Below are 12,715 nucleotides of genomic sequence, written 5' to 3' on the forward strand. Positions count from 1 at the left end.
TGATCAGTCCTCGGGGTTGTACCCCAGGTTCGGCGCCAGCCAGCGCTCGGCCTCCTGCAGCGTCCAGCCCTTGCGCCGGGCGTAGTCGGCGACCTGGTCCTGGGCCAGCCGGCCGACGACGAAGTACTGCGACTGCGGATGCGAGAAGTACCAGCCGCTGACCGCCGCGCCAGGCCACATCGCCATCGACTCGGTCAGCTCGATGCCGGTGCGCTCGGTGGCCTCCAGCAGCTCGAACAACGTCGTCTTCTCGGTGTGCTCCGGGCAGGCCGGATAACCCGGCGCCGGACGGATCCCGACGTACTTCTCGCCGATCAGCGCCTCGTTGTCGAGCTGCTCGTCGGGCTGGTAGCCCCAGAACTCCTTGCGGACCCGCTCGTGCATCCGCTCGGCGAACGCCTCGGCCAGCCGGTCGGCCAGCGACTCCAGCAGGATCGCGTTGTAGTCGTCGTTGGCCGCCTTGAACTCGGCGATCTTGTCGGCGCCGCCCAGGCCCGCGGTGACGGCGAACCCGCCGACATAGTCGGCCAGCCCGGTTTCGCGGGGGGCGACGAAGTCACCCAGTGACCGGTTCGGGATGCCGTCGCGGTGCTCGCCCTGCTGGCGCAGATTGCGCAGCGTGGTCAGCACCTCGGTGCGGGAGTCGTCGGTGTAGACCTCGATGTCGTCACCGACCGCGTTGGCCGGGAAGAAACCGATCACGCCGTTGGCGGTCAGCCACTTCTCCTTGATCAGGGTGTCGAGCATCTCCTGAGCGTCGTCGTACAGCTTGCGCGCCGCCTCGCCCGAGGCCGGGTTGTTCAGGATGTCCGGGAACCGGCCCTTCATCTCCCACGCGTTGAAGAACGGCTGCCAGTCGATGTACTCGCGCAGCTCCGCGAGGTCGTAGTCGGAGAAGTCCCGGACGCCGAGACCCTGGGCGGGCACCGGCGGCGTGTAGCCGTCCCAGTCGATCGGGGTCCGGTTGGCGCGGGCCTTCTCCAGCGTCAGCATCGGCCGCTCGTTCTTCTGGGCGTGCCGCTCCCGCAGGGATGCGTAGTCCTTCTCGGTGGCCTCCAGCAGCGCCGGGCGCTGTTTGTCGTCAAGCAGAGCCGCGGCGACCGGCACCGAGCGCGACGCGTCCTTGACCCAGACCACCGGCCCGGAGCGGCGCGGCGCCACCTTGACCGCGGTGTGCGCGCGGGAGGTGGTCGCGCCGCCGATCAGCAGCGGGATCTCCATGCCTTCGCGCTCCATCTCGGCGGCGAAGTTGACCATCTCGTCCAGCGACGGGGTGATCAGGCCGGACAGCCCGATGATGTCGGCCTCGTGTTCCCTGGCGGCGTCCAGGATCTTCTGCGCCGGCACCATCACTCCGAGGTCGATCACCTCGAAGTTGTTGCACTGCAACACAACCCCGACGATGTTCTTGCCGATGTCGTGCACGTCGCCCTTGACCGTGGCCATGATGATGGTGCCGTTGGTGTCCTTGGTCGACGAGGTCCCGCTGGCCTCTTTCTCCGCCTCGATGAACGGCAGCAGGTACGCGACGGCCTTCTTCATCACGCGCGCGGACTTCACCACCTGCGGCAGGAACATCTTGCCCGCGCCGAACAGGTCGCCGACGACGTTCATCCCGTCCATCAGCGGGCCCTCGATGACCTCGATCGGCCGTCCGCCGGCGGCCTCGATCTCGGCCCGCAGCTCCTCGGTGTCCTCGTCGACATGCGCGTCGAGGCCCTTGACCAGCGCGTGCGTGATCCGCTCGCGGACCGGCAGGCTGCGCCACTCGGCCGCGGCGGGATCCTCACCTTTTTCCTTGGTGTTGAACCGCTCGGCGATCTCCAGCAGGCGTTCTGCGGCGTCCTCGCGGCGGTTGAGCACCACGTCCTCGATGCGCTCACGCAGTTCCGGGTCGATCGAGTCGTAGGGCACCAGCGCGCCGGCGTTCACGATGCCCATGTCCAGGCCGGCCTTGATCGCGTGGAACAGGAACACCGCGTGGATCGCCTCGCGGACCGGGTTGTTGCCGCGGAACGAGAACGACACGTTGGAGATGCCGCCCGAGATGTGCACGCCGGGCAGGTTCTCCTTGATCCACGAGCACGCCTCGATGAAGTCGATGCCGTAGGTGGCGTGCTCCTCGATGCCCGTTGCCAGCGCGAAGCAGTTCGGATCGAAGATGATGTCCTCGGCCGGGAACCCGACCTCTTCGGTCAGGATCCGGTAGGCGCGGCCGCAGATCTCCTTGCGGCGCTCCAGGTTGTCGGCCTGGCCCTGCTCGTCGAACGCCATCACGACGACGGCGGCGCCGTACTTGCGGCACAGCCGGGCTTCCCGGATGAACTTCTCCTCGCCCTCCTTCAGCGAGATGGAGTTCACGATCGGCTTGCCCTGCACGTTCTTCAGGCCGGCCTCGATGACCTCCCACTTGGAGGAGTCGATCATCACCGGGACGCGGCTGATGTCGGGTTCGGCGGCGATCAGCTTCGTGAACCGGTCCATCGCGGCGACGCCGTCGATCATGCCCTCGTCCATGTTGATGTCGATGACCTGCGCACCGACCTCGACCTGCTGCAGGGCCACCGACAGCGCGGTGTCGTAGTCGTTCGCCTTGATCAGGTTGCGGAACCGGGCCGAGCCGGTGATGTTGGTGCGCTCACCGATGTTGACGAACAGCGAATTGTCGTCGATGTTGAGCGGCTCCAGCCCCGACAGCCGGGTGGCCAACGGGATCTCGGGCAGCGCACGGGGGGCCTTGCCGTCGACCACCTTGGCGATCTCGGCGATATGCGGCGGCGCCGTCCCGCAGCAGCCGCCGACCAGGTTGACCAGACCCGCGTCGGCGAAATCGGCGATGTAGCTCGCCTGCCGCTCCGGGGTCTCGTCGTACTCGCCGAACGCGTTGGGCAGACCGGCGTTCGGGTAGCAGGACACGTAGGTGTCGGCGATGCGCGCCATCTCGGCGATGTAGGGCCTCATCTCGGGGGCGCCCAGCGCGCAGTTCAGGCCCACCGCGAGCGGCTTCGCATGCCGGATCGCGTTCCAGAACGCCTCGGTGACCTGGCCGGACAGCGTGCGCCCGGACGCGTCGGTGATCGTGCCGGAGATGATGACCGGCCACCGGCGGCCGCGCTCCTCGAACAACGTCTCGACCGCGAAGACCGCGGCCTTGGCGTTCAGCGAGTCGAAGATCGTCTCGATGATCAGCAGGTCGGCGCCGCCGTCGACGAGGCCGTTGGCGGACTCCAGGTACGCGGCGACCAGCTGGTCGTAGGACACGTTGCGCGCGCCCGGGTCGTTGACGTCCGGGGAGATGGACGCGGTGCGGGTGGTCGGGCCGATCGCGCCGGCGACGTAGCGGGGCTTCTCCGGGGTGCTGAACTCGTCGGCGGCCTTGCGGGCCAGCGCGGCTCCGGCATAGTTCAGCTCGTAGCTCAGGTCGGCCATGTCGTAATCGGCCAGGGAGACCGCGTTCGCGTTGAACGTGTTGGTCTCCAGGATGTCGGCGCCGGCCTCCAGGTACTCGCGGTGGATGCCCTCGATGATCTGCGGCTGCGTCAGGGTGAGCAGGTCGTTGTTGCCCTGCAGCGCGGTCGGCCACTCGGTGAACCGGTCGCCGCGGTAGCCGGCCTCGTCGGGCCGGTCACGCTGGATCGCCGTGCCCATCGCGCCGTCGATCACCAGGATCCGCTGATCCAGCGCTGCCTTCAGCTCATCGGTGCAGTCGGGGCGGACGTTCATGCGCATCCCTTCCATCATGAAACATGGAAGGCGTCCTTGAATCTGCCGAGCGTGGCGGACCTGGGAAGACCCGGTTCCGTTGCAACGCCTCTCGACCCCGAGAGTGTACGTCGTCACCACACTGACGTCTGGACGCCTGGCCTTGTTACCGCGCAGTCGTACTCCCCAAGGTTAACCAGGCTGGTGCCGCGCGTATTTCACCTTCGGGGGCGGGTCGATGCCCGTCATCGAGCCGGTCCAAGGCTTAGGCTGGCAGCGTGACACCCTCGGATTTCGGCGGTCCGAAGCGAGACCTGCCAGACCTGCGCGACACGATCGTCGTGGCGGCTTTCGAGGGCTGGAATGACGCCGGCGACGCTGCCAGCGACGCGTTGGAGCACCTGGACGCGATCTGGGAGGCCGAGACGATCGTCGAGATCGACGACGAGTCCTACTACGACTACCAGGTGAACCGGCCGGTGATCCGCCAGATCGACGGGGTGACCCGCGAGTTGGTGTGGCCGTCGATGCGGATCTCGCACTGCCGCCCGCCGGGCGCCGACCGCGACATCGTGCTGATGCACGGGGTCGAGCCGAACATGCGGTGGCGGACGTTCTGCGCCGAACTGCTGACCATCGCCGACAAGCTGAACGTGCAGACGGTGGTGATCCTGGGCGCGTTGCTGGCCGACACCCCGCACACCCGCCCGGTGCCGGTGTCCGGCGCGGCGTATTCGGCCGAGTCGGCGAAGACGTTCGGGCTCGAAGAGACCCGCTATGAGGGCCCGACCGGGATCGCCGGGGTGTTCCAGGACGCCTGTGTACAGGCCGGCATCCCCGCGGTGACGTTCTGGGCCGCCGTCCCGCACTACGTGTCGCAGCCGCCGAACCCGAAAGCCACGGTCGCGCTGCTGCGCCGGGTCGAGGACGTCCTGGACATCGAGGTCCCGCTGGCCGACCTGCCGTCGCAGGCCGAGGAGTGGGAGCAGGCGGTCACCGAGATGACCTCGGAGGACGACGAGATCGCCGAGTACGTCCACTCGCTGGAGGAACGCGGCGACGCCGAGGTCGACCTGAACGAGGCACTGGGCAAGATCGACGGCGACGCGCTGGCCGCGGAGTTCGAGCGCTACCTGCGGCGCCGAGGTAGATAAGACCCCCCGTTTGTGGGCCCTGTGCACGCTTTCTCGCTGATTCGCGTGCACAAGGCCCACACTCGCAGCCGACGCCTGCGGGATCAGACCTTCTCGGGCACCGGGGCCGTCCAGGTCCCGTTGAGGGCGTCCGGTTTGGGCCAGTACAGCCGCAGCACCAACCCGAACGGCCCCTTCGGCGCGGGCAGCCAGTTCGGCTCCTTCTCCGGGCCCGGTGAGGCGTTCTGCACGTACAGCGTGTAGCCGCCGTCGACGTCGGGCACCAGGGTCGGCAGCATCGCCGAGTTGATCAGGTAGCGGTCGATCGGGTTGTCGACGAGCAGGCTGGCGGGCAACTCGTACATGGTCACCGACCAGAACGCGTTGACCGGCGGCAGCTGACCGGGCGCGAACCGGTACACGTAGTTGTTCGCACCGGTCAGCGGCTCACCGGCGGCGTCGTTGAACGCGGCGGGGTAGATCGCCTCGGCGGCGGTGTTGCCGTAGATGCCCAGCGCCGCGCCGGCCATCCGGTACAGATAGTTGCCCTTGAGCTCGTCCCGGGTGCCGAAGAACTGCGCCGAGGTGACCTTGCCGGTGTCGACCTCGTTCTTCTTGAACGCATCGAACTCCGCCCACGCGTCGGCGATTCCGCCCTCGACCGCGGCGCGCATCTCCGGCGACAGCGTGTCGGCGTCGTAGTCGCCGTCGGGGCCGATGCCGATCGTGGCGAACCGGTCGCGCAGTTCGCGCTCCTCGGGCAGCACCGGGGCGAACCGCAACGCGAAGTTCAGGATCTCGAAGAACTGCGGCGAGGTGCGCTGCTGTTCGGCGGTCAGCGGCGGCACGAAGTCGATCGCCGGCGCAGGTTCCGGGGACGGCTGGTTCAGGAACACCGACAGCGGCGCGACCTGATAGCCGTCCTGGATCTTCTTGACCGCGTCGAGGTCGGTCGGGCCGAACAGCTGCGTGCGGTACAACACGAACGCGAGCTCGGTGTCCGACCGGATCACCTCGTCGACGCCCTCGGGTTTCTCGCCCTGCCAATTCGGGCCGGCGAGCAGGTACCTGCCGCCACCGTTGCCGGTGGTGCGGCTGCCGACGTAGGCGAAGTTGTAGGTGTAGCCGTCGACGAACTGCAGCGAGTAGTAGCGGTCCTGCTCGATCGGCGGGACGGTCAGCACCAGCGGTTCGGTGCGCAGGTCGGCCCCGACGAACGAGTACGGGGTGTCCGAGTTCGGCGTCTGGATGGCCTTGTCGGCGGGCGTGGAGACCCGTGCGGTGTTGTGGATCGCGTTCCAGCCGCCCTTGTACTCGGGGTCCTGCTTGTCGACGAAGTAGCTGTACTGCACGCGGTAGTTGTCGACGAGCGGAAAGCCGTAGATGTAGGCCTCTTTCGCGATCGCGCGGGCTTGTTCGGGGGTCACCTGCGCGGCGGCGGGCGGCGGGGCCGACGAGGTCGAGGTGTCAGCCTGCTGCGACCCCGAGTCGGTGCCGCAGCCGGCCAGCAGTACCAGCGCGGCCAACACGGCCGTCAGACGACGCACTGTCCGCATTACCGTTCCTCCAGATCCGCGGTGCGGGTACCCATCGACCGGCCGAGGGCGGCCACCTCGGCGTCCATCCGCGGCAGCAGATCGGGCACGAGCTTGACGACCGGCGCCTCGCCGAGCGGTGTCGACAGCAGCGGTTTGAGCCATCGCATCGCCCCGACCCATCCCGGACTGTTGATCCGCCGTTTGCGCCGCTCGATGCCGGCGACGAACGCCTTCCCGCAGGCCTCGACCGACGTGGTCCGGTTCAGCGGGGGCGGCAGCTTGCTGACCATCTCGGTGAACGTCGGCAGGTCGGCCCGGGCGTCCCGGACCAGCGGGGTGTCGATCCAGGACATGTGTGCGGTGCCGACGTCGACACCGCGGTATCCGACTTCCAGGCGCAGCGCGTTGGCGAGGTGCTCCACAGCGGCCTTGGACGCGTGGTACGGCGCCAGCCCGGGCGATGCCGCGTAGGCGGCCAGCGACGACACGACCAGCACGTATCCGCGCCGCTGCAGCACCGACGGCAGCGTGGCGCGCACGGTGTGGAACACGCCGAGCACGTTGACGTCCATCAACGTGCGGAACGCCTGCGGATCGACTTGGAGCACCGAACCGTAGGACGCGATCCCGGCGTTGGCCATCACCACGTCGATGCCGCCGAATCGTTCGACGGCCGCGTCCGCGGCGGCCTGCATGTCGGTCAGCTCCCGCACGTCGGCGACCACGGTGTGCACGCGCTGCGCTCCCAGCCGGTCCCGCAGCTCGGCCAGCGCCGCCTCGTCGAGGTCGGTGAGGACGAGGTTGGCTCCCCTGGCGTGCAGGCGGCGTGCCACCTCGGCGCCGACGCCGCGGGCTCCTCCGGTGATGAAGACGGTTCTCCCGGCGATCGACCGCGCTGTAGGCACAGCCGAAACCTACTCCACGGGAGCGGTTTTACAGCTGAACACCCAGCAGCGCGTCGACCGCGGTGGCCACCGTCGTCCCCGCGTCGGGGTCGTGACCCCCGTAGGACAGCGCGTCGGTGGCCCAACCGTCGAGTGCGGCAAGCGCTTTGGGGGTGTCGAGGTCGTCGGCGAGGTAGCGGCGGACGCGGGCGACGACGTCGCCGGCGTCCGGCGCGGCGTCCAGCGAGGTCGCGCTGCGCCACCGGTGCAGCCGCTGCAGCGCCTCGTCGAGCACTTCGGGGCTCCAGTAGCGGTCCTGACGGTAGTGCCCGGCGAAGAGCCCGAGGCGGATCGCGGCCGGGTCGACACCGTCGCGACGCAGCTGGGAGACCAGCACGAGGTTGCCGCGGCTCTTGGACATCTTGTGCCCATCCCAGCCGATCATGCCCGCGTGGACGTAGTGCCGGGCGAAGCGCCGCTCCCCGGAGACGCACTCGGCGTGGGCGGCGGAGAACTCGTGGTGCGGGAACACCAGGTCGCTGCCTCCGCCCTGGATGTCGAGCACGTTGCCGATGCGGGTCATCGCGATCGCCGCGCACTCCACGTGCCAGCCCGGCCGTCCCGGGCCGAACGGCGACGGCCAGCTCGGCTCGCCGGGGCGTTCGACGCGCCACAGCAGCGCGTCGAGCGGATCCCGTTTGCCCGCCCGCTCGGGGTCGCCGCCGCGTTCGGCGAACAGCGCCAGCATGGTGTCGCGGTCGAAGCCGGACTCGTAACCGAACTGGGCGGTGGCGCCGGCGTGGAAGTACACATCGGGATACTCGGCGTCGTCGACGACGTAGGCGGCCCCGGAGGCCAGCAGCTTCTCCACCACCTCGACAACCTCCGCGATCGCCTCGGTGGCGGCCACGTAGTCGCGCGGGGGCAGCACCCGCAGCGCGGCCATGTCCTCGCGGAACAGCTCGGTCTCACGGTCGCCGAGTTCGCGCCAGCCGATGCCGTCGCGCTGGGCGCGTTCGAACAGCGGGTCGTCGACGTCGGTGATGTTCTGCACGTAGTGCACGTCGTGGCCGCCGTCGCGCCACACCCGGTTGACCAGATCGAAGGTCAGATAGGTCGCGGCGTGACCGAGGTGGGTCGCGTCGTACGGGGTGATCCCGCAGACGTACATCGTGGCGGTCGTCCCCGCGGCGACCGGTCGCACCTGGCGGTCGGCGCTGTCGTAGAGGCGCAGCTGGGGCCCACGCCCCGGAAGCACCGGAACGTCAGGCGCGGACCACGATTTCATGGCGTCGACTTTAGACATCGTGGTGTGCGACAACTCCGACGGCCGATTCATTCCCGGTAGGCCGACCAGATCGTCTCCAGTAGATCCCCGGCGACCTCGGGTCGGCACATCAGCAGGTCCGGCAGGTACGGGTCGCGGCGGTTGTAGATCAGCGGGGAGCCGTCGAGGCGGGTCGCGTGCAGGCCCGCCGCCCACAGCACCCCGGCCGGTGCCGCGGAGTCCCACTCCCACTGCCCGCCGGCGTGCAGGTAGGCGTCCACGTCGCCGCGGACCACGGCCATGGCCTTCGCCCCTGCCGACCCGATCCGGTAGAGCTCGACGTCGAGCTGTTCGCGGATCCGCCACAGCACGGCGGGCGGACGGTTGGAACTGGCGGTGATCCGGATCGGTCCGTCGGCACGCGGCGGCGGGGGCACGACGGTGTCGCTGCGGTACACCTCGCCGCGGGCCGGCAGCGCGACCGCGGCGTCGGTGATCGTGCCCGCGTCCCGCCGCCACAGCGCGATGTGCACGGCCCAGTCGGCGCGGCCCGGCATGGAGTACTCGTGGGTGCCGTCGACGGGGTCGACGATCCAGACCCGGTCGGCGTCGACCCGGGACACGTCGTCGACGGCCTCCTCGGACAGGATCGCGTCATTCGGGCGCGCGCGGCGCAGCCGGTCGAGGATCAGCGTGTTGGCGCGCGCGTCGCCGGCGTCGCCCAGGTCGTAGGGATCGTAGAACCCGATCTGCTCGCGCATCGCGAGCAGCAGCTCACCGGCCTCCTCGGCCACCGTGGCGGCCAGTGCTGCGTCGGTGAGAGTCACCGCGCAAGTACATCACGTCAGAACGCGGGCCATGGGATCGGCCGCCGACGGTCGGGTGTCGGCATCACTGGATTGCGCAGCAGGGCAACGACTCTGGCCCGTAATGCGGCGACTTCTCGCGGCGTGATGTGGTTGCACAGCTCCGCACCCAGATCGGCCTTGAGCGCCTCGCCGAGTTTCTCGACATCGGCCAGGGTTTCGTCGTCGACCGGTTTGCCCGCCCAGCCCCACAGCACGGTGCGCAGCTTGTCCTCTTCGTGCAGCGTGACCCCGTGGTCGACGCCGTAGACGCTGCCGTCGATGCCCTGCAGGACGTGTCCGCCCTTGCGGTCGGCGTTGTTGATCAACACGTCGAACACCGCGATGCGGCGCAGTCGCTCGTCGTCGGCGTGCACCAGGGTCACCTCGTCGCCGGCATAGTCGTAGGCCTGCAGGATCGGCAGGAACCCCGGCGGCACCTTGCCCGCCGGGACGAGGTCGATCAGATCGGGTCCGGTCTCCCCCTCGGCGTCGGGGTCTGCGTCACCGGGCTGGTCGACCCACCGCTGCAACATCCCCGGCCCGGCCGGCCCGTCCCGGATGATGGTGTAGGGCACCACATTCCACTCCAGCGCCGCGGAGATCAGGTACGACGACACCTCGCGGCCGGCCAACGTGCCGTCGGGGAAATCCCACAGCGGCGCCTCGCCGCGCACCGGTTTGTAGACACAGTGCTCGGTGCCGCCGTCGAGGGTGGCCTCGCACAGGAAGGTCGCGTTGCTCGCCGACCGGATCCGGCCGAGCACCACCAGCTCGCCGCGCTGGAGGATCTCAGAGCTCGTCATCGTCGGACCCGCTCAGGGCACCGCGCCGGTAACCGTTGGTCCGGACGCAGATGTGGCCTTCGGGGTCCAGCGGCTCCTCGCACAGCGGGCACGGCGGCCGGCCCGCCGAGATGACCCGGTTGGAGCGGGCGGCGAACTGGCGGGCCGACTCGGGGGTCAGGAACACCCGCACCGCGTCGGGTCCGTCCTCGGCGTCGTCGAGCACGACGGACGCGTCGAACTCGGTCTCGGACACCGCGAGCAGCTCCACCACGACGGTCTGGGCTTCGGAGTCCCAGCCCAGGCCCATCGTGCCGACGCGGAATTCGGCGTCGACGGGGGTGACCAGCGGGCTGAGGTCGTCGACGTCGGTGGTCTCGGGCGGGATCGGGGTGCCGAAGCGGCGGTTGATCTCGAGCAACAGCGCGGCGATCCGCTCGGCGAGCACCGCCACCTGCTGCTTTTCCAGAATGACCGAGATGACGCGCTTGTCGTGCACGGCCTGCAGGTAGAAGGTCCGGTTTCCCGGTTGGCCGACGGTCCCGGCCACGAAGCGGTCGGGTGTGCGGAAGACGTGGATTGCGCGGGCCATGGCACTGTCCAAAATACCGGCAAAGGTCAGGGCCGCGTCAGTCGGTGGACCCGCCCACCACCGCGTCGCCGGCCGGGACGTCTTTCGTCTCACTCGGGGGCTGGTTGAGGGCGGCGTTCAGCGCACCGCCGGTGTGGTTGACGTGGATCACGAACGGGCGCATCGGCGTGTAGCGGATCGCGCTGACCGATGCGGGGTCGGCGTTGATCCGCTGGAAGCTGTCCAGGTGGGTGCCGAGCGCGTCGGCGAGTACCGACTTGATCACGTCGCCGTGGGTGCAGGCGACCCACACCACGTCGCCGCCGTGTTCGTCGGCGAGCCTGCGGTCGTGTTCGCGGACCGCCGCGACGGCGCGGGCCTGGACGGCGGCCAGGCCCTCGCCGTCGGGGAACACCGCGGCGCTGGGTTGCTGCTGCACCACCGCCCAGAGCGGCTCTTTGACCAGTTCGGCGATCTTGCGGCCCGTCCAGGACCCGTAGTCGACCTCGATGATGCGATCCTCGACGACCGGTTGCAGCCCGAGTGCGGCGGCCAGCGGTTCGACGGTGCGCTCACAGCGCAGCAGCGGTGAACGCACGATGGCCCGGATGGGCAGCCCGCCGAGCCGGTCGACCAGACCCGAGGCCTGTTCACGGCCGCGGTCGTCGAGGTCGACCCCTTCCGAGCGGCCGGCCAGCGTGTGCGCGGTGTTCGACGTCGAGCGGCCATGCCGTACCAGCAGAACCGTCATATCGCGGCCACCGTCCCTGTCGCGAGCAGCACGAGCACCACCGAGCCGAGGATGATGCGGTATCCGACGAACCAGTACATGCTGTGCCGGACCAGGAAGCGCAGGAACCACGCCACCGCGGCGTAGCCGACGACGAACGCGATCACGATCGACACCACCAGCTGCGGGCCGGTGGCGCTCATCCCCTCCCCGACCGGTGCGAACGCGTCGGGCAGCGAGAACAGGCCGGACGCGAACACCGCCGGGATCGCGAGCAGGAACCCGAACCGGGCCGCCAACTCGCGCTCCATACCGAGGAACAGGCCCGCGCTGATCGTCGCGCCCGAGCGCGACACCCCGGGCACCAGCGCCAGACACTGCGCGAAACCGACGATCACCGCGTCACGCCAGGTGAGTTGTTCGACCCGGCGGGTCTGCCTGCCCACGTATTCGGCGGCCGCGATCACGACCGAGAACACGATCATCGCGGTGGCCACCAGCCATAGATTGCGTGCGCCGGTCCGGATCTCGTCTTTGAACAGCAGGCCGATGACGCTGATCGGCAGGGTGCCGATGATCACCCACCAGCCCAGCCAGTAGTCGGCGTCGCGCCGCTCGGCGGTGAACAGACCGGCAAACCACGCCTTGACGATCCGCACGATGTCGCGGGCGAAGAACACCAGCACCGCGGCCTCGGTGCCGAGCTGGCTGACTGCGGTGAACGACGCGCCCGCGTCATCGTCGAAGAACACCCGCGAGGTGATGGCGAGGTGACCGGACGACGAGACGGGCAGGAATTCGGTGAGTCCCTGCAGCACCGACAGGACGACGACCTGCAGCCACGACATCTCCCCCGTCACGACGACGACCGTACCGTGGCGCGGGAAGCGGGGCTCGGCGCGGCTGTCAGCGCACGGAGCGCGTCACCGGCTGGGCGTCGGCGACGGTGTCACGGACCGCGGCGATCACGCTGCGCTCGTCGGTCATGTCGATATCGGTGAGCTTGCGGCTGGCCGTCGCGACGATGTCCTCGGCCTGCGGTACCGGGCCGCGCAGCCGGGGGCGGTACACCTCGACCACCAGCGACTGGCGCTCGACATAGAACGAGAAGCTGCGGCCGTCGCCGAGCTGACCGAACCCGCTGGCGTGCACGCCGGTGGTGACGTCCTCGACGACGAATCCCTGCCGGGCCACATCGTTGTCCGCCGCAAGGGTCATGGTATGTACCATACCGGCATCTGATCCGACCGCTGTCTCAGA

11 protein-coding genes are annotated in these 12,715 nt (G+C 69.2%); 1 reads left to right on the top strand and 10 read right to left on the bottom strand.

From position 1 onward, the window contains the following. Nucleotides 1-3: 3 nt before the first annotated feature. Nucleotides 4-3,729: a methionine synthase gene (metH, locus tag BST38_RS16870; RefSeq protein WP_420872544.1), complete on the bottom strand. Its 3,726-nt coding sequence runs from the start codon at nt 3,727-3,729 to the stop codon at nt 4-6. Nucleotides 3,730-3,980: 251 nt separating this feature from the next. Between metH and BST38_RS16875 the strand changes: the two genes are divergently transcribed. Further along, the gene (locus BST38_RS16875; protein ID WP_083144495.1) at nt 3,981-4,856 is read left to right on the top strand and encodes a PAC2 family protein; all 876 of its coding nucleotides are present in this window, start codon (nt 3,981-3,983) and stop codon (nt 4,854-4,856) included. A gap of 83 nt (nt 4,857-4,939) precedes the next feature. Here the strand turns inward: BST38_RS16875 and BST38_RS16880 are convergent, their stop codons facing one another. The 9 genes from BST38_RS16880 to BST38_RS16920 are packed head-to-tail and all read right to left on the bottom strand — an operon-like array spanning nt 4,940 to nt 12,673. After that, a complete protein-coding gene (locus BST38_RS16880; RefSeq protein WP_083144496.1) occupies nt 4,940-6,391 on the bottom strand; it encodes a DUF1254 domain-containing protein in 1,452 nt (483 codons plus the stop codon). Beyond that, complete coding sequence (locus BST38_RS16885; protein ID WP_083144497.1) at nt 6,391-7,278, bottom strand: SDR family oxidoreductase; 888 nt, start codon at nt 7,276-7,278, stop codon at nt 6,391-6,393. The genes BST38_RS16880 and BST38_RS16885 overlap by 1 nt, the downstream gene beginning before the upstream one ends. Nucleotides 7,279-7,306: 28 nt before the next feature. Next, the gene (mshC, locus tag BST38_RS16890) at nt 7,307-8,545 is read right to left on the bottom strand and encodes a cysteine--1-D-myo-inosityl 2-amino-2-deoxy-alpha-D-glucopyranoside ligase (RefSeq protein ID WP_083144498.1); all 1,239 of its coding nucleotides are present in this window, start codon (nt 8,543-8,545) and stop codon (nt 7,307-7,309) included. Between the two features lie 47 nt (nt 8,546-8,592). After that, nucleotides 8,593-9,351, bottom strand: a complete 759-nt coding sequence (locus BST38_RS16895) for a 3'(2'),5'-bisphosphate nucleotidase CysQ (protein ID WP_083144499.1) — start codon at nt 9,349-9,351, stop codon at nt 8,593-8,595. Between the two features lie 17 nt (nt 9,352-9,368). Further along, on the bottom strand, nt 9,369-10,175 hold the full coding sequence (locus BST38_RS16900) for an Rv2133c family protein (RefSeq protein WP_083144500.1): 807 nt from the start codon (nt 10,173-10,175) through the stop codon (nt 9,369-9,371). Beyond that, the gene (locus tag BST38_RS16905; protein WP_083144501.1) at nt 10,162-10,746 is read right to left on the bottom strand and encodes an Rv2134c family protein; all 585 of its coding nucleotides are present in this window, start codon (nt 10,744-10,746) and stop codon (nt 10,162-10,164) included. Before BST38_RS16905 ends, BST38_RS16900 begins: the two co-directional genes overlap by 14 nt. A gap of 37 nt (nt 10,747-10,783) precedes the next feature. Then, nucleotides 10,784-11,476, bottom strand: coding sequence for a histidine phosphatase family protein (locus BST38_RS16910; RefSeq protein WP_083144502.1), 693 nt, complete (start codon nt 11,474-11,476; stop codon nt 10,784-10,786). Continuing rightward, nucleotides 11,473-12,303, bottom strand: a complete 831-nt coding sequence (locus BST38_RS16915; RefSeq protein WP_083144503.1) for an undecaprenyl-diphosphate phosphatase — start codon at nt 12,301-12,303, stop codon at nt 11,473-11,475. Before BST38_RS16915 ends, BST38_RS16910 begins: the two co-directional genes overlap by 4 nt. 58 nt (nt 12,304-12,361) lie before the next feature. Further along, nucleotides 12,362-12,673 carry a hypothetical protein gene (locus BST38_RS16920; RefSeq protein ID WP_181792053.1) on the bottom strand — a complete coding sequence of 104 codons (312 nt, stop codon included), beginning with the start codon at nt 12,671-12,673 and terminating at the stop codon, nt 12,362-12,364. Between the last annotated feature and the right edge of the window lie 42 nt (nt 12,674-12,715).

Source organism: Mycolicibacterium parafortuitum (assembly GCF_002086815.1).
GTDB classification, from domain to species: Bacteria; Actinomycetota; Actinomycetes; order Mycobacteriales; family Mycobacteriaceae; genus Mycobacterium; species Mycobacterium parafortuitum.